The organism is Spirosoma soli (genome assembly GCF_042684525.1).
Classification (GTDB): Bacteria; Bacteroidota; Bacteroidia; order Cytophagales; family Spirosomataceae; genus Spirosoma; species Spirosoma soli.
In genome coordinates this window covers 106,468-128,147 of sequence record NZ_JBHULN010000011.1, presented here as the reverse complement: position 1 = coordinate 128,147, position 21,680 = coordinate 106,468, and the positions used below count along the sequence as shown (strand labels likewise).

The 21,680-nt window shown below is 50.1% G+C and carries 14 protein-coding genes; 5 read left to right on the top strand and 9 right to left on the bottom strand.

Annotation, left to right across the window (positions count from 1 at the left end):
* Nucleotides 1-5: 5 nt before the first annotated feature.
* The 3 genes from ACFSUS_RS18160 to ACFSUS_RS18150 all read left to right on the top strand — a co-directional run bounded on the left by ACFSUS_RS18160 (nucleotide 6) and on the right by ACFSUS_RS18150 (nucleotide 4,685).
* Entirely contained in the window at nucleotides 6-434 is a 429-nt protein-coding gene (locus ACFSUS_RS18160; protein ID WP_381525079.1) for a DUF3995 domain-containing protein, read from the top strand.
* Entirely contained in the window at nucleotides 431-1,489 is a 1,059-nt protein-coding gene (locus ACFSUS_RS18155; protein WP_381525077.1) for an efflux RND transporter periplasmic adaptor subunit, read from the top strand. The genes ACFSUS_RS18160 and ACFSUS_RS18155 overlap by 4 nt, the downstream gene beginning before the upstream one ends.
* 97 nt (nucleotides 1,490-1,586) lie before the next feature.
* Nucleotides 1,587-4,685 carry an efflux RND transporter permease subunit gene (locus ACFSUS_RS18150; protein ID WP_381525076.1) on the top strand — a complete coding sequence of 1,033 codons (3,099 nt, stop codon included), beginning with the start codon at nucleotides 1,587-1,589 and terminating at the stop codon, nucleotides 4,683-4,685.
* A 30-nt stretch (nucleotides 4,686-4,715) separates the two neighbouring features.
* On the opposite strand, the gene ACFSUS_RS18145 is transcribed toward ACFSUS_RS18150, so the two are convergent.
* The 3 genes from ACFSUS_RS18145 to ACFSUS_RS18135 all read right to left on the bottom strand — a co-directional run bounded on the left by ACFSUS_RS18145 (nucleotide 4,716) and on the right by ACFSUS_RS18135 (nucleotide 8,322).
* Nucleotides 4,716-5,999, bottom strand: coding sequence for a T9SS type A sorting domain-containing protein (locus ACFSUS_RS18145; RefSeq protein ID WP_381525074.1), 1,284 nt, complete (start codon nucleotides 5,997-5,999; stop codon nucleotides 4,716-4,718).
* A 71-nt stretch (nucleotides 6,000-6,070) separates the two neighbouring features.
* A complete protein-coding gene (locus ACFSUS_RS18140) occupies nucleotides 6,071-7,231 on the bottom strand; it encodes an AIR synthase-related protein (RefSeq protein WP_381525072.1) in 1,161 nt (386 codons plus the stop codon).
* 125 nt (nucleotides 7,232-7,356) lie between these two features.
* A complete protein-coding gene (locus ACFSUS_RS18135; RefSeq protein ID WP_381525225.1) occupies nucleotides 7,357-8,322 on the bottom strand; it encodes a Gfo/Idh/MocA family protein in 966 nt (321 codons plus the stop codon).
* Nucleotides 8,323-8,438: 116 nt separating this feature from the next.
* On the opposite strand from ACFSUS_RS18135, the gene ACFSUS_RS18130 reads away from it, so the two are divergent.
* Complete coding sequence (locus ACFSUS_RS18130; RefSeq protein ID WP_381525224.1) at nucleotides 8,439-9,263, top strand: DUF481 domain-containing protein; 825 nt, start codon at nucleotides 8,439-8,441, stop codon at nucleotides 9,261-9,263.
* A gap of 44 nt (nucleotides 9,264-9,307) precedes the next feature.
* Here ACFSUS_RS18130 and ACFSUS_RS18125 read toward each other — a convergent pair whose 3' ends face one another.
* The 6 genes from ACFSUS_RS18125 to ACFSUS_RS18100 all read right to left on the bottom strand — a co-directional run bounded on the left by ACFSUS_RS18125 (nucleotide 9,308) and on the right by ACFSUS_RS18100 (nucleotide 17,342).
* A complete protein-coding gene (locus ACFSUS_RS18125) occupies nucleotides 9,308-10,135 on the bottom strand; it encodes a LysM peptidoglycan-binding domain-containing protein (RefSeq protein ID WP_381525071.1) in 828 nt (275 codons plus the stop codon).
* Nucleotides 10,136-10,151: 16 nt separating this feature from the next.
* Nucleotides 10,152-10,652: a 5-(carboxyamino)imidazole ribonucleotide mutase gene (gene purE / locus ACFSUS_RS18120; RefSeq protein ID WP_381525069.1), complete on the bottom strand. Its 501-nt coding sequence runs from the start codon at nucleotides 10,650-10,652 to the stop codon at nucleotides 10,152-10,154.
* Nucleotides 10,653-10,788: 136 nt separating this feature from the next.
* Nucleotides 10,789-13,188, bottom strand: a complete 2,400-nt coding sequence (locus tag ACFSUS_RS18115; RefSeq protein WP_381525067.1) for a S8 family serine peptidase — start codon at nucleotides 13,186-13,188, stop codon at nucleotides 10,789-10,791.
* An 87-nt stretch (nucleotides 13,189-13,275) separates the two neighbouring features.
* A complete protein-coding gene (locus tag ACFSUS_RS18110) occupies nucleotides 13,276-14,256 on the bottom strand; it encodes a glycoside hydrolase family 5 protein (protein ID WP_381525066.1) in 981 nt (326 codons plus the stop codon).
* Nucleotides 14,257-14,631: 375 nt separating this feature from the next.
* Nucleotides 14,632-15,834, bottom strand: a complete 1,203-nt coding sequence (locus ACFSUS_RS18105; protein ID WP_381525064.1) for a DUF1501 domain-containing protein — start codon at nucleotides 15,832-15,834, stop codon at nucleotides 14,632-14,634.
* A gap of 59 nt (nucleotides 15,835-15,893) precedes the next feature.
* A complete protein-coding gene (locus ACFSUS_RS18100; protein WP_381525062.1) occupies nucleotides 15,894-17,342 on the bottom strand; it encodes a DUF1800 domain-containing protein in 1,449 nt (482 codons plus the stop codon).
* A 177-nt stretch (nucleotides 17,343-17,519) separates the two neighbouring features.
* Here ACFSUS_RS18100 and ACFSUS_RS18095 point away from each other — a divergent pair, with 177 nt between their 5' ends.
* Entirely contained in the window at nucleotides 17,520-21,569 is a 4,050-nt protein-coding gene (locus ACFSUS_RS18095; RefSeq protein WP_381525060.1) for a S8 family serine peptidase, read from the top strand.
* Nucleotides 21,570-21,680: the final 111 nt, after the last annotated feature.

The window sequence follows — 21,680 nt, the reverse complement described above, 5'->3', positions numbered from 1 at the left end:
CTCATATGCTGCCTGCGTTAGTCAACTTTCTGCTGCTATCAACCATTAGTGTTCTTCACGTTTACTGGGCTTTAGGAGGCCGCTGGGGGTTCGACGCTTCGTTGCCGGAGTTGAACGGCCAGAAGGTTTTGAAACCACGCTGGTTCGATACGCTTGTCGTTGCCGGAGCATTGGCTGCTATGGGGCTCTTTCATCTCTATAAGCTAGGCTGGTTACCCGGATTACGGGCCATTGTACCCACCTGGCTGGAGCGATACGGACTCTGGTTGATGGCCGTTCTGTTTTCTCTAAGGGCCATAGGTGAGTTTCGCTACGTTGGTTTCTTCAAGCGCGTACGTAACAGCCGCTTCGCCGAATTTGATACCCGCTATTACTCTCCATTGTGCCTACTACTGAGCATTAACACATTACTGCTAATCATCGCTATCTCATGAAAACACTTCAAATTTTATCCTCTCTGCTGCTTGCAGTAGCGCTCTGGTCATGCAGCAAGACAAACGACGACAAAGCCGACAAACAGGAAACCGCCAGTGCCGATGCCGTGGTGCCCATCAAACTTGCTCCAATCAGCTCCGTTGTTCGGGCTGAGCCAGTAGTGGCTTCCGGTTTGGTGTCATCGGCGGCTGAAGCCCGGCTATCATTCAAAGTCGGTGGCATTATTAACCAATTACTGGTTGAAGAAGGTCAATCGGTGCGGAAAGGGCAGTTGTTAGCCACATTGAATCTAACTGAGATTAATGCACAGGTTGCGCAGGCACAACTGGCCAACGAAAAAGCCGAGCGCGATCTCAACCGGGTGAAAAGCCTTTACGCTGACACCGCAGCGACACTTGAACAGCTTCAGAACGCAACAACAGGCATCAAGGTAGCTAAGCAAAACCTTGCCATTGCCCAGTTTAACCGCAGCTATGCGCAGATCCGCTCAACCGTCGATGGAACCGTAACGCGCAAGGTTGCCAATGCCGGTGAATACATCGCAGCGGGTGGGGCGGTCTACATCATTTCCTCGAATCGTCGCAGCGACTGGGTAGTGCGCATTGGTGTATCCGATAAAGACTGGGCTCGCCTACGGCTTGGCAATCGGGCCATAGTCAACCTGGATGCGTATCCAGACCGAACGTTTACGGGTGTCGTCAGCGAATTAGCGCAAGCCGCCGACCCGGTCAACAAGCTCTATGAAGTGGAAGTACGTGTTGATCCCGGAACGGCCCGCTTTGCGCCTGGTTTGTTTGCCAAAGTAGTGCTTACACCGGCCCAGAGTCGCAGTTATACCTTAGTCCCGGTTGAAGCAATCGTTGAGGGGAACGGGAAAGACGGGTTTGTGTACGTGGTAGCCGACGACGAGAAACATGTTAGAAAGTTACCCGTACAAATTGGCTTTCTGGAGGGCAGTAATGTCTTGTTGGCAAACGGTCTGTCAGGAATCAAAGAGGTTGTCACGGCAGGATCGGCGTTTCTAACGGAAGAATCGAGTGTGATTGTAAAATAATACCTCTCTGTTGGTATCTCCTGTAGCTCTTGTCTCGGTGTAATAGCTGTGACGCAGAGATGCACAGAGGTAGCACAGAGATTCGCAGAGAAACTATATGAACTTAGCCCAATTTTCCGTCAAAAACTGGCAGTTTATGCTGGTGCTGTTCCTCGGCGTGGCCGCGCTCGGCGTCAACTCACTGCTAAACATGCCACGGGGGGAAGACCCCGAGTTTACAGCCCCTCAGTTCGCGGTTGTAGTTGTGTATCCGGGTACCGACGCCCTCGATATGGAAGAGTTAGTGGTTGACCCGGCCGAAAAGCGCTTTAATGAACTCGATAACATTAAGCACGTAATCACTAACGTAGATGATGGATTAGCGGTCTTCCGGGTCGAGTACGAATACAGTCAGGACCCTGATGAAAAGTATCAGGAGATAGTACGCGAAGTCAACGCGCTGCGAAGCGAGCTGCCTGCTGACGTATTCAGCATCAACATTAATAAGTTTTCACCTTCCGATGTCAACATCGTGCAGGTTGCTCTTCAGTCTGAGGTAGCATCCGACAAAGAACTGGGTAACTACGCCGATGAACTAACCAAGCGCCTGGAGAAAATCACCAGCCTGAAAAACGTACAGGATTGGGGTTATCCGGCCGGTATCGTTCGTGTTTCGCTGAACATCGAGAAAATGGCGCAGGAAGGCATTCCGACCAATCGCGTTGTGGGTGCCCTACAAGCCGAAAATGCCAATATACCCGGCGGTAGTGTTCAGATAGGCACGCGTAAATTCAATGTAAAAACATCGGGCGACTACCAATCGCTGGATGAGATTAAAAACACCATCGTGTCCACCAACGGGCAGAAGATTATTCGTTTGGGCGACATTGCCGACGTCAGTTACAACCTCGAAGAAGAAACCCACATTACCCGGCTAGACGGTCATCGGGCGGTATTAGTAACAGCCAGTCAGAAAATTGGCGAGAACATCGACAAAGTGGGAAAGCAGATCAACCCGGTCATTGAAAACTTCGCCAAAACGTTGCCGCCCCACATTAAGCTGGTCAAGAATTTCGATCAGGCTGCGAGCGTAGGCAAACGATTATCACGCTTCGCTACCGACTTTGCCATTGCCATTCTGCTGGTCTCGCTGACGTTGTTACCGCTCGGTTTTCGGGCGGCCGTGGTTGTCATGATTTCCATTCCACTTTCGCTGTCCATTGGTCTATCACTACTTAATGCCTTTGGCTACAGCATTAATCAGCTGAGCATTGTTGGGCTAATTGTCGCATTAGGCATTCTGGTAGACGATAGCATTGTAGTTGTCGAAAACATTGAACGGTATCTACGTGAAGGCTATAGCAAACGGGAAGCCGCCATTAAAGCGACCAGCCAAATAACCCTGGCCGTGATTGGCTGTACCGTTACGTTGGTTCTGGCTTTTTTACCACTGTTATTTCTCCCCGAAGGTTCCGGCGATTTTATTCGTTCGCTACCCATGGCGGTTGTCACCACCGTACTGGCGTCGCTGCTGGTTTCGCTGACCATTGTCCCCTTTTTATCAAGCCGAATCCTGAAAGAAGAGCACAATCCAGACGGAAACATCTTCTTGCGGGCCTTGAAACGACTTATTAGCGGGTCATACAGCCGACTTCTGAACGTAGCGCTTGGTCGGCCGGTCGTTACGTTACTGGTGGCGTTGACCATCTTTGGTGGCGCTTTGTTACTATCGGGAAAAGTGGGATTCGGGCTGTTTCCTGCCTCCGAAAAGCCCCAGTTTCTGATTAACATAGAAACACCAGAAGGCAGCAGTTTACAGGAAACGAATCGAGTGGCCCGTTACGTCGAGAGTCAGCTCAAGCAGGAGCCCGCCGTTCGACACTTTACAACGAACGTTGGCAAGGGAAATCCACGTATTTACTACAACATCATTCAACGGAACGAATCGACTAATTTTTCGCAGTTTTTCGTTCAGTTGAACGACGTAGAGCCAGCCGAAAAGCAGGTACTCATTGATAAGTACCGGGAACGGTTCGCGCTGTATCCAAACGCTAAAATTGAAGTAAAAGACTTCGAGCAAGGACCCGCTCAGGAGGCTCCTGTAGCTATCCGGGTATTTGGTGAGAATCTGGATACTTTACGTAAAGTAGCCGCCCGCGTCGAAAAAGTGCTCAAGCAAACGTCAGGCACAATCTACGTCAACAACCCGCTGGCGAACCGCAAAACAGATTTACGCATCAAGATCAACAAAGAGAAAGCGGGCTTATTGGGCTTGTCAATCGCGGATATTAATCGGACAATTCGGTTGGCCGTAGCTGGGCTGAACGTTGGTACGTTTAAAGCGCCGGATGAGGGGCAAAGCGTCGGATCGGACGATTACTCGATCAACGTAACATTACCTAAAGGACGTACCACTGATCAGACTGTCCTGAATAACTTATACGTCAATACAGTAACCGGTGGCGCCGTCCCCCTTCGTCAGGTAGCCGATATTCAGTTTGAGACGGGTACAAACTTAATCCGGCATTACGATAAAGACCGCTTTGTAACGGTTACGGCTTTTGTTAAGACAGGCTATCTCGTCGATAACGTGTACTCTGACGTCTTGAAAAAGCTGGATAACATGAAGTTTCCGACCGGTTTTCGGTACGTGGCCGCTGGCGAGCTAGAAAGCCGTGAGCAGTCATTTGGTGGGCTTGGTACGATTATTCTGATTACGATTTTTGGGTTTATGGCCGTTTTGATTTTGGAATTCGGCACCATCAAAAGCACCCTAATTGTGTTGTCGGTTATTCCGTTAGGTATCATTGGCGCTATTGCAGCTCTATTGCTAACCGGCAATCCATTCTCTTTCGTGGCCATTATCGGCCTGATTGCCCTAATTGGCATTGAGGTTAAGAACTCGATTCTGCTGGTTGATTTTACAAACCAGCTGCGCGAACAGGGAATGCCGTTAGTCGAGGCCATTAAAGAAGCTGGTGAAGTACGTTTTGTACCTATTGTGCTGACCTCCTTAACGGCTATCGGCGGCCTAATGCCCCTGGCGCTGGAAGGAAATCCGCTCTATTCTCCGCTGGCCTGGGTGCTCATTGGGGGGCTTATTTCCAGTACGTTACTATCACGCATCGTCACGCCGGTGTTATACAAGTTACTACCACCGAGAGTAGACGTAAAAACCGTTTCGGCAGAGGAGCAGGAGATGGCAGTAACGATGTAGCTTGGCCGGGCTGGCGGACCAGCTACATGGTCAACGAACCAATAGTTTCGTCGTTTGCTTTTGTCCATTTGTTTGCACTTCCAGCCAATACAGGCCCGTTGGCAACGGATGGTCAAGTAATAAATCAGCCTCGCCCGACCGGCGTTCCAGCTTGCTGTTAATTGGCTGTCCAGCCTGGTTAAGCAACCGAACACTAGCTTCGTCCACATTCCATAATCGCACGTGTATTCGCTCGGTATCAACCGGGTTTGGGTACACCGATATAACTGACTGGTCCGTTTCGATGATGGCAAAGACTGGCTTAAACATATGTGCGGTACCGTCGTAATCAATCTGTTTCAGCCGGTAGTAGTTTATACCCCGTAACGGCTGCATGTCGGTTAAACCATAAAATTGGCGAACATCGGTGGTGCCTTTGGCCGCGACTTCACCTACCCTTGAGAACTCGCTCAGGTCAGCACTGCGTTCAATAACAAAGCGGTCGGCATCACGCTCAGAAGTTGTCGACCAGGCCAGTTGTACACGATCACCTTCGGGTTTGGCCGTGAAGGAAAGTAGCGATACCGGAAGCGAACCGCTGATGTCGCGCATGAGCAGGTTACCGATCTGCATAACGCCAACGCCATCCGCAAGCCTGAATTTAAAGTTGCTGATACTTTGCCCGGGTGTCAGCACAGGCTGGTCGTTAAAGATTTTACTCGTGCCAACCCAGACATCATACGTATCGTTGGGCAGCGGTTCCAGCGATCCGGTAGGCGACACATAATTGAAATTATCGAAGCCGGAATTATTCATAGCAAACGTAATCGTCTGACGCCCCGAAAACGAACTACTTGTGCTGCCTCCCCCTCCAGACGGGATGGTACGTACTTGAAATTGCCCCGAACCCGCCGGAGATAGCGCTAGCCCAATTCTGGCGTAAACGTCAGCATTCGGCGGGTTCTGAGGCCCAGAGTTAAACCCACTGCCTACGTAAAAAATGACGGCGCTGGTACCGGTTACACTTACATCACTAGAGGTAACCTCAAAGCTAAACTGAACATGCAGTGATGTCGGTGGCCCGGCAAAATCAGTCGAACGTGATATGTAGCCCGTTCCACTGTCAGTTGGTCGGGAAAACTGAACTGCGTTGTTTGTAATAGTAGCGCTAAGACCAGCTAATCCATTAACCTGTGTAATGTCGGGAGACGCACTGACATATGTAGCGGGTGTTCCTCCTGCTGAAAAGTCCTGTTGAAAATAAGTAGTTTGAGCGTTAGCCGCTAATAGAGTCAATGACCAAATTAGCGCACCAATAAGGTACACATGCTTCACTAGTGAGTATCGTTAAAGTGCAGTACAAATTACGCCCGCAAAATATCGATTCTACTTTGCTCATCAAACAGTTAATAAACAAATGTGCCTACTTCGCTTTGTATAGTTACTCGCTTACCTTCGTAGTTTTCAACACGACCGATGACCTGGGCCTCGATGCCAAACGACTTTGACATTTCAATCACTTGTTGCGCGTGATCTTCTGGTAAATATACCTCCAACCGGTGCCCCATGTTGAACACCTTGTACATCTCCTGCCAGCTTGTGCCGCTCTCCGCCTGAATCAGGCGAAACAAGGGAGGAATGGTGAAAAGGTTGTCTTTTATGATGTGCAAATCATCGACAAAGTGCAGCACTTTCGTTTGGGCCCCACCCGAGCAGTGCACCATGCCATGAATTTGCGCTCGCAGTTCATCGAGCAGTACCCTGGCGACGGGCGCATAAGTCCGCGTTGGCGATAAAATCAGCTCGCCAATTGTTATACCCGCTTCTGATGCGTCGGTTAACTGTTTCGAACCGCTGTAAATCAAACTACGATCAACGGCGGGATCGAAACTTTCAGGATACTTATCAGCGAGATAATTAGCCAGTACGTCATGGCGGGCCGACGTTAGTCCGTTGCTGCCCATACCACCATTATACCTGCTTTCGTAGGTCGCCTGGCCAAAAGAGGCTAGTCCGACGATCACGTCGCCCGCCTGAATTTTGTCATTGCTAATCACCTGGTTGCGTCGCATCCGGGCAATGACTGTACTATCCACGATTACCGTACGTACCAGATCGCCAACATCGGCCGTTTCACCACCGGTGCTATAGATTTCGATGCCATGATCGCGCAGCATCTGCAATACCTCTTCAGTGCCGTTAATGATCTCCGCAATGACTTCGCCGGGAATCAAATTTTTATTACGTCCAATGGTAGACGACAGCAGCATTGGTCCGGTTGCGCCCACGCAAATCAGATCGTCGGTATTCATTACGATTGCATCTTGTGCAATGCCCCGCCAAACGCTCAAATCGCCGGTTTCGCGCCAGTACAGATAAGCCAATGACGATTTTGTACCCGCCCCATCGGCGTGCATGATCGTACAAAAGTCCGGATCACCGGCTAAGGTATCAGGTACAATTTTGCAGAATGCTTTGGGGAATAAGCCCTTATCGAGCTGAGCAATGGCGTTGTGAACGTCTTCTTTGCTGGCGGAAACTCCGCGCTGGGCGTAGCGATCAGTCATGGTGCAAAGGTAAGTAAAAAGCGCGGGGCGAAGGGCATGGGGCACAGGGCGAAGAGCATAGGATAAAAGGTACAAGCTTAGGAAACGAGCCGATGCATCGACTCTACGCCCTATGCCTCGCGCCACTAATACACAATGCCAGCTTCTGTCCGAACTCCGTCCAACAATGCCATTAGATTAAGGCTATCGTCGAGCGACCAAAGTGGGCTTTCGGTACGTCCATCTGTCAAACACTGCATTACGTGCTGGGCTTCATAGTCATAGCCATGTGTTGACCGGTCAAATGTGAACACCTCGGGCTCGAGGTCGTTTCGTTCGAGTGTCAGCGAATGGCTTTCGTGCCAGCGCGAGTGTACCCGAATCTGGCCTTCTGTACCGTGAACAAACGCTTCGCAGGGCGTCTTCGACCGAAGCGTGCTATCGAGCAAGGCAAGTTCGCCACTCGGGTACGTTAATACCATGCCACACTGCTCATCGACGCCCGTTGTACCAAAAGCGGCACTAGCTTTAATGGTCTGTGGCATTCCAAGCAGGAAATACGACCAGAATAATGGATAAATGCCAATGTCGAGCAATGATCCACCCCCTAATTCTTTATTGAACAGCCTTTTGTCGGGCAGAAACGGCGCAACAAAACCAAAATCAGCCCGAACGCCAGTCACCGTTCCGATAGCGCCGTCGCTGACAAGTTGTTTGGCTTTTAATAAAGACGGCATAAAGCGGCTCCAGAGCGCTTCCATCAGGAAAACCTTCTTACTCCGGGCGGTCTCGACCATCTCCCTAACCTGCTCGCCGTTCATAGCAAACGGTTTTTCGCCCAAGACCGCTACGCCACCATTGAGCAGCATCAGTACGTTCTCATGATGCTTCACGTGAGGAGTGGCCACATACACTACATCGAGGTCTGGCAGGGTTAGTAACCCTTCGTAACTCCCGAAGGCATGAGGAATCTGATACTGTTGCGCAAATTCATCGGCCCGTTGCTGATCCGACGATGCAACAGCGTAGAGCTCCGCATTGGGCAGGGTAATTACGTCCTGCGCAAACTTATGGGCAATACGGCCCGGCCCTAAAATTCCCCAACGAGTCATCATAAATATTGTGAATAAGTAATGGGCTACTGGATAAGATGACCAGCCTGGGCATCGGCCAAATCTATAGTTTTTTCTAAGTTGCGGCTTCAGCATCCTGGCATCTTGTGAAAAAAATACAATTTTTATTCATTCTATTGAATCTTTTTGGCATTCTCTCGGTATCCCCCGCTCAGATTGTTGAGCAGCCTGACCCGCTACGTCCGTCCACGCCCGACAGCACCAAAGCGGATTCAAGCAAGGTGGTAAAAACTGATTCTGTCAAAGCCAAACCAGCTCCTGTAACCCCAGCGTTTCGTTATCGCTTAAGTGCAGATGGTACTATAACCGCCGGAAACGTCAGTCGGGCCCTGCTTCAGCTGGCGGGTGCTGTCGACTACCAACTCAGTGATTATTTCAAATTATCGACGAGTCCATCGTTTGTGTACGGCCAGCAGAACGGCTTTTTAGCAGAACGCGAGTGGTTCGACGATTTCAGGATGACCTACCGCCACGAGAAACGCTTGTACTACCTAGCTTTTGGGTCGTTTGAACGAAGTAATTTGCGGCAAATTGACCGGCGGTGGACTGTAGCGGGTGGAGCGGGTTATAAAGTAATTAATCGCAAACGAGCTTATTTATCCGTTACGAACGTCCTACTGCAGGAGTTTACCGACTTTGTTGAGCTTAATGACATCAACATCTTTCGAAATTCAACCCGTTTGTTCGGCGAGTATATCTTTGGGGGAGACCGCTATGTAGTTACGCATACCGCCTTTTACCAACCCGCTATTGGGCAATACAATGTCCGATGGAATGCAACCTTAAGCGTTCAAATTAAACTAACGCCGACCACCAGCCTGCGTTCGACGTTAGCCAATGCTTATGAAAGCTTGGTCGTGCCGGGGCGCAAAAACAACGACCTCCGTTTTACGATTGGCTTAGTGTATGAGAAAAAGTAAAAGGCGTCAGAATTTCTCCTGACGCCTTTTCCAGTCGGATTTTCTTATTTCTTATCCGGGTAGGGAATAATCAGCTTTTCGCCCCGGGTCGCTATATCCTTACTTTTTCTGTTAGCCCGCATGATGGCTTCTTTACTGACCCCGTATTTCTGAGCAACAACACGTAGTACGTCGCCCGGCCCTACCGTATGGACAGCCATGGCTTTGACGTTGAGTTTGGTAACGCCCGCCTTAACATCAGACTCCGATACGCCCGGATTCAGCTCTTTAAGTGTACTAAGCTTCATGTTATACCGATTGGCGACGCCGTAGAATGTTTCGCCCGTGCCAACGGTATACGTACTCGTTACGCCACCGGGTTTAATTTTTGGCTTCGTAACGACCACTTCCTCTTTCGGCTTGTCAACCTTGGGTTTTTCTTCCTTTGGTTTTTCCTCTTTTTTCTCCTCCCTTGATTTTTCGTCGGCTGGCTTCTCAGCCGATTTTTCAGCAGCCGGTTTTTCGTCTGGAGCCGGTTTACCATCGGTTGTTTCGCGGTTATCTTCGGCGACTTCTTCGGCGTTAGCATCGGCAACCGGTGCATCAGCTGGTGGCTCAGCCTGCGACAGGTCTACCGGTGCCGGTTGCGATGACGTATCCACCTCTTCGGGGGCCATCAGCATCTCGGGGTCGTTCTGTGCCAACGGCTGCTGCGATGTAGTGTCGAGCGCTACGTTCGTCAACTCATCTGAACCGTTGGTATTGTCGGTAATATAATCGTAGCCAACGTAAAGCAAAGCCGCAATTATGCCTACCAGCACCACCAGGGTGACGGCCGGTAAACTGGAATTGCCAGTTTGACGAGGGTTCGATGTGTGATTATCGGCTTCCATGTGGATGTGTGTTGAATTAAGGCCGTTCTTGCTCCGATATAGTGGTTAGCTGACGACTCATGTCGGCCACTTTTTCCTTCAGCTCTTCTTTAAACTGCGTTAAGTTATCGGCAATAGTAGTATCAAACGTACCGACGATTTGCGCAGCCAGGATACCCGCATTGCGAGCGCCATTGAGCGCCATTGTAGCAACGGGTACCCCACCCGGCATTTGCAAGATAGACAGAACAGAGTCCCAGCCGTCGATGGAGTTACTTGATTTGACAGGAACCCCTATAACGGGCAGGGTTGTGAGTGAGGCTACCATACCGGGCAAATGAGCCGCTCCGCCTGCACCGGCGACGATGACTTTCAACCCACGATTGCGGGCTGTTTTAGCGTACTCAACCATTTTTTCGGGCGTTCGGTGAGCCGATACAATGTCCATTTCCCACGCGACGCCCAGCGTGGTCAGGATGTCGGCAGCCTCTTGCATGACCTTGCGGTCGGAGAGGCTACCCATAATAATGCCTACCATTCGGAGGAATAAAAAAGACTATATGCGAATTAACGTAGAATAGGGCATAATCACGCAAGAAATAGCTGATTTTTATTTAGTAAGGAGGTCATATTTACTTGTCGGAACTCCAAGTTTACAGCTCCGACACCGCTCATTATTCCACTACGAAGCGCCCTTCAGACCAGCTCTTATTGCCGAACAGCACTCTATAGATATATACCCCCGGCCCTAACGTTTCGGTGCTACGTTGGATCTCACTGCCATTGAATTGGTCTTCGCTTACGATTCGACCGGCAGCGTCGAACAGTTGACATCTATACTGGCCGTATTCGCTGGTTCGAAGGGTTATGGATTGACCTTTTTTAACGGGATTTGGGTAAACAAAAACGGTGGGTTGCCGGCTAAATAGGGCGGTTATAGGGTCGCTATAGTGAACGGCTCCGGTGTGTAGTCGCAATTTGATGCGGTACGTGTTTCCGCCCAATCGGGGATTGGAATCCGTTACGGTTAACAAACGAGTGTCAGCTTCAACGGGCAACGAAACCCAGTCTTCGAAGCCTATGGCCGTCTGTCTCTGGAACGTAACAGCTTCGACAGCCTTCACATCCGAAAGTTGGCACTGTACATTAATCTGCGTTGACGTTGGCGTAGCGGTTATACCGGTATAATAGCAAAAAACGTGCTGCTGTAACCCATTGACCAGGTCGCCACGAAGACCAACAAACCCCATTGCGTGAAACGGCTCGATTGCAAATAAGTCGTTAGGACTGTTATTACTGAACACGACACGATTTCCGGAAACTGGGCCAAGCTTTTCCCAGGTAGATAGGCTCGTTTTAAAACGATACGCAGTGTAGCGCACACCTGCTGTATCGATGTTTAAAGGCGACCAGGTTATTCCTGTCGAGTCAGCGCACTGGAACAGTACAGAAGGTGTAATAAGGGGCGAAACGACAAAAGTGTCGGATGGAAATAACCGGTCGTTAATGACCATCCGAAGCTGGCACCGCGTCAGCAGTTTGGGGCTTCGCCATAGATAAAGCCCTTTGGCAAGATCAACCTGATCTTCTACGAGCGTCCACGTTACGCCCGCGTTGGTAGATTGCTCCAGTCGTCCGGTAGTGGTGGCCAGCGTATGTTTCCAGCGCACGATGTATACCGAATCGCTGAAAACGGGAGAGGTCGTGCTGGGAGCTGTCCAGACAAACGTTCCGGGCTCGTCCCATTGATACGCTACGTAGAACGGCTGTTGCTTACTTTTGATACGCTGACCTTTGACCCGAATTGTGTACGTTGCAGGCTTGACTAGGTTAAGAGAAACCTGCTCAGTTGTGTTCAACTTGTCGAGCCCTCGACGAGCTTGTTTACGTAATGAATCGACTTGAGGGTACGTGTTAAGCACCCAGGGTAACCAGGCTTTACCGGTAGCATCAACCACTTCTAAATCCAGATCATTTACTAAAGCCTGGCTACTGGACGGAACGGCTGCCGTATCGGCCCAGTTAAGCGTAATCTTCAACTGTTGAGCCGCCGGAACAGTAAGTTTGTACTCCCTTACTTCGTTAGCCGATAGAATACCAGCTATGTAATGCCCCTCCGCTAACGTTTGTATAGCCCTCACTGCGTTAAGATTTCCATAGCCTGTCTGGTGGTCGATGCCGGGTCTACCAACATCATCAGCGGAGTTTATGAGAATAGTTTTCAGCAAAGCAGCTGGGGCTGAAGTATAGTGCTTTTGCTGATATTGGTCCTGTAACAGCGCAGCCACCCCAGATATTAACGCTGCGGCTCCAGATGTACCCTCATCGCCAAAGGCTACTAACTCCGGTTTGATTCGCCCATCGTAGGCAGGTCCTCGTGAACTGGATGGCAGAAGCTCACCTAGTTCATTGACAGCCCCAACCGTTACTACGTTTTTAGCTTGCTTGAATTCGCCCGTCACATTAGCCGTGGCAGATAGACCAGCGTACATTCCTGAGTCACTGGTCGAATAGCCAATATTACCAGCCGAGAAAACATGTAAAAGCTCAGGAACACGCCAGGCGCTGGCATCATAAGCAGCGGCATTTGGCCCATAAAACGGTTTGGTCTCCGTACCATACGAATGGTTCATTACCGTAATTGCCTGCTGGCGATAAAAATCGTCGGGCTCGGGCGACAGCCTGCCAACGTTGACCGACAGGATTTTCGCCAGTGGGGCAACGCCCAGATTCAGTGGCGACGAGTATCCAGCTCCGGCCAATATAGTAGCTACCATGGTAGCATGGGCGGTAACTTCAGCGGCCGTTAATGAACTGAAAACGAGCCGACCTGTCAGATCAATATCCAGCGGATCAGGCGCACTCTCTTTTTGGCCAATGATGATCTGCTTCCCCTGCAGCTCAGGAAAGAGCTGCCGAGTCATGGCAATACCATTGACATCGAAATTTACTGCCTTGATATTCCCCTCTATAGTTGCCTTTGGTGCCCATTTACCAACCAACGTGCTAACTGGCTGAGCCCATACAGAGGCCACCCAACTAGTTAGGAGTAAGGTTAGTAAGCTCTTTCCCATCAGCGTACGCAGTTAGGAGCGGTTAACCACGAAAGCCAGACAGAACTATCGAGTAGTCTGTCTGGCCCCGTAGCAAATATTATGGAATTATAACTTGGCGTAGGCTACATTGAAGTACGAACTCAACGAGTATGACGTAGCGGTCGCGTTATTCTTCCAGGCTGGTGTCACCATGTTCATATTGCCTCCATCACCATTCCAGCACCAGGCCAATACCGTCCACCCTTTTGATTTAGCATAGTCAACCAACCCTGACCAGTTGGCGCCCGTGTAACCACCGCTATCGTTCCCGAATTCGCCCACAATGCATGAACGGCCAACCGATCCCATTTCATCCAGATCAGCGTTTATCATTGACCGATTGCGGCCCTGGTTGTAAGCTCCGGGATAAATATGCGTCGATAGAATGATATTCGTGTCATTTATTCTGGTGCCATTAGTCCCTTTTACCGCATCAGCGGCCGTACGAGTTTCTTGACCATAGCCGGGGATGTCAATGATGATTGAGCCGCTGTACACCTGTCGAACAATGCTGATCGCGTTGTTATAGGCCGATGCGTAGGCATTCGAGCTTATGGAGTGGCTTCCCCATTCATTCATTAGGTTAACAGTAAATGAACCCGACGCAGCTAGCGTTCCGTAATTTGACCGCCACCAGTTAGCCGCTGCGGTTAATTCACTGGCCGCGTCAGAACCTAATACACTCGCCTTATGATACGTGGCAATAACCGTGTAGCCATTGCTACGGGCGTCGCGAATCCAGGTTTTTGCCTGCGATACTTTGTCCGGCTCGATTTCAATGCGCACGGTTCTAATCTTGCTTTGCTGCCGCATCAACGACCAACCTATGTTTACGTTCCCATTATTATAATAGGAAGGCTGCAGGTTAACTCCATTCCCAAAAACACCTTCATCGACAGCTGACGGAGTGGGCGCAGTAGCGGGCATAACGTCGTCGGGTTTGCTACAGCTACTCAACAACATGGTAGCACAAATGGCCAGAAAACCTGAAACTTGCGCAAGCGAAGTCGAGTGACTAGAAGTCACTTTTTCTTTGGAGATGAACATAAGATTAAGGGTTTAGAATACCTCACAAAGGTATATTCACCCTATATTCTACATATAACCTTATTCAATATTTTTATAATACAAATACGAATCTTAAAAGTACTATATTTGAACGACTAGTACCATAAGCTTATCAACCATCTGTTTATCAACCTGTAATAGATCGGTAAGTTTTACGATGATCACCATTCAAGCCATCTTTTTTGACTAAATCACGTAATTATTGTACTTAAATATGACAAATTCTACAAATCAGCGGTCTAATCAGTGAATACAGCTTCACTAGTAAAATACTTTAAAGACATAAAGCAGCACCATTCGTTAGGGCTTATACGTTAAGCTGTCTCCTGTGTCGGAAGGTAGCCAGTTCTGCTATCAGACAATTTTCAGCGGGTCGAATTTACGGCCTAGAATGGCCACATCGTCGGCACCGAGGTAGTCGCGAAGCAGGGTAGCGTATATCTGCCGGAAATCTACGGAATAAGTCAAGTCTCCATCTGAGAGGTTCGTCAGGTTTGGCGCTTCGTTGAGTACTCGTTTGGCTGGCAGGCCTCCGCCAATCAGAAATACATTATTGGCCGTTCCGTGATCGGTTCCGTTGCTGGCATTCTGCTTTACCCGACGACCAAACTCGGAGAACGTCATGAGCAGGACATCGTTTTGCCGACCAGCCACTTTTAAATCGGTCATGAAAGCGCCAACCGCTTCCGCGTATTGTTTCAGCAAGCGCTCCTGCTGACCGGGTTGATTGATGTGCGTATCGAACCCGCTGATTGACACGTAATAAACACTCGTTCCGATACCCGATTGAATCAGTTGCGAAACAGACCGTAGCCGGTTCCCTAGTTCATGATTGGGGTAAGTGGTAAGCGAGTTGTAGGTCTTTGTTTTGCTGTACACATAATCAGCCGACGAGACTGTTTCGGCCAATGTTTTATAGAGGTAAGCCACTGTTTCAGGCTCATCATGATGGGCATGGCTCAAGCCGGTAACCAAGCCATTACGGGTCTGATTGTACAGTTTTTTCGGGTCCAGCACCGCCAAGCCATTCAAGGTATCCCCTTTTAGTGCGAGGCTTAACGTATCGTCTACTTCAATGGTACGAAACGGCTCCTGTTGCTTACCCGCGCAGGACGCATCGAGGTACCGGCCGACCCAACCCGTTTGCATGTATTGATTAGAATCGCTGGCCGTTTGCCAAATGTCCATCGAGCGGAAATGGGACCGGTCGGGGTTTGGATAGCCCACGTTGTTAATGACGGTCACCAGACCTTCGTCGTACAAGGCTTTAAGCGGTTCCATAGCCGGGTGCAGCCCGATCTCGTCGTTGAGCGTCAACACTTTATCGGGCTTAATGGCAATGGTTGGGCGTTCACGATAGTAGATGTCATTACGGTAGGGTACCACGGTATTTAACCCGTCGTTACCGCCCGATAATTGAACGACTACGAGAATTTTACCAGAAGGAGCCACCGGGTGCCCCATGGCTAAAGTCTCATAAGCTTTCAGGAAGTGCGGAATCAGCATGGTTCCGGCCGTTGTGAAAGCCGATTGCTTTATAAAATCACGTCGATTCATAGACAAAGAGTGAAAGAATGAATGAGCGAAAGAGTGACGAGCCAGCGCTCTTTCGCTCTCTAACTGAGTTGATATTCGGGTAAGCTCATCAAGGCGGCTGTTAAGGCATGAATCCGTTCCGGACGAGGCAGATCAGGTTTCACTTGTTTTTCAATTAACGCGCGTTGCTCCGGCCTGACTGGAAACGGAAGTAAGGCTGTGGCGATAGCATCCAGCAAGTCGGCATCCGCCGTTTTCGTAAAGGCCCGTTCGTAGTCTGACCAATTGACAAAGGTTTGAAACTGCTGACCACCTTTGCGGGCCAACGGCTGCGTATTGACGTCGCCATCCTCTTTAGGGCGAACCGTCACTTCGGCTGCCTTCAGCACATAATTGGGTAACTGCATCCGGAACAACAGGCTCGACGAGTCGATCCAGTTTCTGCCACCCGGCCAGCCCGCTACGTTTGGCGGATAGAACAGCAGTTGCCCAAGCGTCCGTTGCACAAATATTTGCGGCTGAGGTTTATCGAACGTAATACCGAGTGCGTGGCGCATACCGGCCAAGAGTTCAACCGGCGATTTAACATGAGCTCCCATATTTTTCGAGTCATAAAACCAGTCGGCGGTGAAAATGCTTTCCAGAAGCCCGGCAATATCATAGCCACTTTTATAGAACTGTTCAGCCAGTTCATCGACACGACTTTTGTCTTCAGTTTCATTCACAAAGAAGCGGTAGATCTTAGCCGTCACAAAACGGGCTGTGTGCTTGTTTTCGAGCAGCATGGCCACTACGTCCTCGCCTTTAAACGCACCCGTTTTCCCGAATACCGTTTTTTCACCTTCGTCATGAACCCGCTCACGAAAAACGAACTGACCTTCGGGCGTAAATTGCCAGCCCGTGAAGGCGCGAGCGACCTCTTTCACATCCTGCTCGGAATAGTTACCCCGTCCTAACGTGAACAATTCCATGACTTCCCGGGCGAAGTTTTCGTTGGGTGCGTTTTTTCGGTTCTGCTGATTGTTCAGGAATTGAAGCATCGCCGGTTCTTTCGAGACAGCCATCAGCAGATCGCCAAAACGCCCCAATGCATGTCGCCGGATGGTGTTCGCGTACTGCTGCATGAACAACGAATTTTGGCCCATGGTCCGGCAGGCGAAATGACCGTGCCAGAATAAGGCCATCTTCTCGCGCAACGCTCCTTTTCCGGTCGCCATCTGGTCGATCCACTGCAGGTTAAGGTCGCGGACTTTCTCGGCATTCATGCGAATACGCTCTTTCAGCATCTCCCGGTCGAGTTGCCCAATGCGCGCCATACCTTTCAGCGTTCGTTTCGTTACGTTTTCGTCGGGCTCAACTACCCGCAGTTCGACAAACGATTCGCTATCCTTAACCAGGTGCCGAATTACTTTTCGGAGGGATTTACGGGCGGCCTCATCAAGTTCAGCTGGGGTAGCGCCAAAGCCCGCCCGACTGAATAAAAACTGCAACTGGCGTACGTCGTTAGGTCGTTTCGTGAATGTATCCATGTTGGTGGAAGGCTGCTACTGGGGTATGACTCAAGCCAGACGTTAAGGTTTAACCGAACTGATTAAAAGTTCATTAACTCGTTTTCCGGTCAGCTTATATTGCAACGGTGAAGGTCACTTTTTCGTACCAAACATGTACCTTCGTTAATTAGCCAACTGTTGGCTTACTTCCTTCGTATGCTACGTTTTTTACTGTTTCGACTAAGCTGGTTTTTAGGCATTTTGCTTTTGTTTGCCGCCGTTCCTTTATTAACAGCTCAGCCGCTGCCGCAATACAACGCCCGGCAACGGAACCAGCAGCTACAATTACAAAAATCGGTTCAGAATCTTCAGGCGACAAACTACCAACAGGCTGTACGCGAAGCCCGTCGTTTGAACCGCCCAATCGAACTGCGGAGTGCTAACGGACGTATAACCGTACTCCGGGGAATTACCAGTACTGGCGAGCTGCTCTACGACGCGACAACGAGTACAACCCAAGCTGCACAAAGCACCCGAACAACGTCGCTCTACGCAGGTGGAAGCCTTGGGGTGTCGCTATCTGGTAGTACGCTGCGTGATAAGTTAGGCGTCTGGGATGAAGGCAAAGTACGCAATACCCACATCGAGTTTCAGAGCGCATCGGGCAGTCGCGTGGCACAGGCAGACAATGCCACTACGCTCAGTTCACACGCGACCCACGTTTCTGGTATCATGATGGCGGCCGGTGTAAACCCACAGGTGAAGGGCATGGCCTTCGGTACCAATTTACAAGCCTACGACTTTCGGAGCGACGTTTCCGAAATGAGCGCAGCAGCCGCCAACCTGCTTATCTCTAATCATTCGTATGGTGCTAAAGCGGGCTGGGTGTACAATGACGACCGAACGACGACTAACAAATGGGAATGGTGGGGCGATACGACTGTTAGTAAAACCGACGATTATAAATTTGGTATTTATAATAACGATACCCGCACATGGGATCAGATTGCGCAAAATGCCCCTTATTACCTGATTGTTAAATCAGCGGGCAACAACCATGGCTCGAATGGTCCTGGAGCGGGTCAACCTTATTATCTTGGCACAAGTAATACTACCAATACAGCGCCCCGCAAAGACCAGAACGGATACGACCAGATTCCTACGTATGGTACCGCTAAAAACATACTCTCGATTGGTGCCGTCAATAATCTGAATTATGGCTACAATCAAGCCAATGACGTAACGGTAAGCGGTTTCACGAGCTGGGGGCCAACGGACGACGGTCGAATTAAGCCAGACATTGTTGGTATTGGCGTTAATATACTTTCGACTGATTCACAGAATGATAGTGCTTACGTGGTATACAGCGGCACATCCATGTCGTCGCCTAATGTGGCGGGTTCCTTACTACTTTTACAGGAATTGTTTTCGCAACGTAACGGTGGGCGGTTCCTGCGCTCGTCAACGCTCAAAGGACTGGCCATTCACACGGCGGATGAAGCGGGCAATGCACCGGGGCCCGATTATCAGAACGGCTGGGGGCTATTAAACGCGGAACGAGCCGGGCGGGCAATCCTAAACACGGATCTGAATTACCTGATTGATGAGCGAACGCTGAATCAAAGCGAAACGTACACAATGCCCGTAGTAGCCTCAGGGCGCGGTCCGCTCATTGTTACTATCTGCTGGACAGACCCCGCCGGTATAGCCTCTGTATCGTCGTTAAACGACCGAACGCCGAAACTTGTCAACGACCTCGACCTGCGCATCAGTGACGGCACTGCAACGGTGCAACCCTGGATACTGGACCCCGAAAACCCAGCCAATGCCGCCACGCGGGGCGATAACATCCGCGATAACGTCGAACAGATCTTAATCGCCAATCCGATTCCCGGAAAAACCTATACGCTCACCGTTACGCATAAGGGTTCGTTGAATGGCAGCAAGCAGGATTACGCCCTGCTTGCGAGTGGCATCGGCGGCAAAGTGTATTGTGAGTCAAAAGCCACCTCAACCGCCGACACCAAGATTAGCCGTGTTCAGTTTGGTAGCATTAACCAGGCCGGAGCGGATGGCTGCACGAGTTACACCGACTTCTCGCAGGTTACAACTACGGTTCAGGCGGGTCAGCAGGTTCCCTTGAGCGTTTCGCTCGGCACTTGCGGGGCGGTTAGAAACGTGGTTGTTAAGGCCTTTATCGACTGGAATCAGAACGGCACTTTCGACGATGGTGAAACCGTAGCAACGTCGGATGTTTTACCGAACTCAGCCCAGTTCTCGGCCAACGTTAGTGTGCCAACGACGGTACAGAATACCCAGTTTTTACGGCTCCGTATTGTAGCTACTGAAACAGACAATGTGGCATCGGTAGCTGCTTGTGGCAACTACGGAAACGGCGAAACCCAGGATTATGTGTTGAATGTTGTGCAGACCTCTAACGACGTAGCCGCTACAGCCCTGGTTTCGCCCGAAGCTAATTTTTGCGGACAAACCAGTACAAACCCAACGGTGGCTGTACGGCTGCATAATTACGGGTCTGCCGATCAGCTTAACGTACCCGTTACGGTTGTAATCGTCGACGCGAATGACCAGAACTTGGCAACTCTTACAGGTACTTTACCAACCTTGAAGGCGTTTCGGGACGGTGTGTTAACGTTAAAAGCACCAACGAGCGTTTCGTTACTGGCGAACCAAACGTACCGGTTCATCATCACAACCAATCTTAACGCCGACCAAAACACGGCCAATAATACCATCACCGAAACCCGAACAGCGGCTCCGGCACCAACCAACGGCTTGTTTACAGCTACGCGTTGCGGCAGTGACACCGCCATTGCTCTACGTAATGCCGGAGGGGGTACGGCTTTCTGGTATGATGCACCAACAGGTGGCAATTTGCTTGCAGCCGGAAATCTGGTAGGCATAAAAGCGGTTCCCGCCAGCGGTCAGTTCTACGCTGTGCTCAATGATTTTGCCGGGACAATAGGCCCCGTAGATAAACGCGTGTACACTGGAGGGTCTTATGCAGGCAATTTTGGTCCAGCTCCGCTTGTATCAACGCAGGTACCACTGACTATAGAATCGGCTCGTCTTTACATAGGTAATGCAGGAAAACTAACTTTCACTGTACGCAAACTGGATAACACCGCCGTATCGAGCGTTACGCTGGATGTGCTTCCGACTCGTAACCAGAGCTTAACTACCGTCAACAGTCAGGGACAGTTGGGCGACGATCCGGACGATCAGGGAGCAGAATATCCACTAAATCTGCGGATTCCTCAGGCAGGCGACTACAAGATTACAATTGACTATGCCGAAGGAGCATCTATTTTTCGTAGTAACTCAGCAGTTACTGGTTTTCCGTATCAGTTGACATCGCAATCAGGCGCACCAGTCATAACCATAAAAGGAGCGCTATTCAACAACGGCACTACCAACGATACCTTAAAAACCGCCTGGTATTATTTTTATAACCTTAAAGTTAGATCGCTCGACTGCCCAGGCCTACAGCGGGTGCCTGTACAACCTACCACGGGTACAGCCGCCACGGCTACCGTCACGGCCAACGGATCGACTAGTATCTGTCAGGGAGCTAATGTAATTCTGCAAGCGAATACTGGGCCTGATTTAGTATATCAATGGCTACGTAATGGCCAGACAATTTCGGGAGCTACCAGTAGTACATTACAAGCAGCTACGTCCGGCACTTACGCCGTTCGGGTCGGGGGCAATTGCTTGCCTGTTACCTCAACGGGCGTAGCAGTAGCCGTTCGAACTACGGAGACACCCGTAGTCACCACAAATGGCTTCACGCTTTCGTCTAATGCAACCTTGAATATTCAATGGCTTCTCAATGGGGTGCCTATACCCGGCGCTACAGCATCGACATTTACAGTTGTAAAAACTGGCCGATATTCAGTAAAGGGCAGTGTCAATGGCTGCGGAGAGGCTATTTCTAATGATGTATACCTAACAATTCTGGATGCGGAGCCCACTACCACTGATAATTCGCTATCCGTTTACCCTAACCCGGCCACCCGGCAAGTCACGGTTTCTTTGTCGACGTCAACTCTGTATCAACAAGCGCCCACCGTCCGCTTAACAGACTTACGAGGGTTGACAATCAGAACAGCACCCCTACAACGGGACGGAAAAAATTATTCGACAATAATAGACGTAACAGACTTACCCGGCGGTACATTTTTTGTGGTGGTAGACGATGATCGAGCCCAAACTGTTCGGGTCAAGCGCATTCGCAAGCAGTAACTATCCATATCATCTGACGACCCCTGTTTGGCTTAGACATCTCAGCCAACATTGGGTATCGTGCGACTGTTGGCCCATTCTAAAGGCCACATGGTGGATTATTGGCTGTTT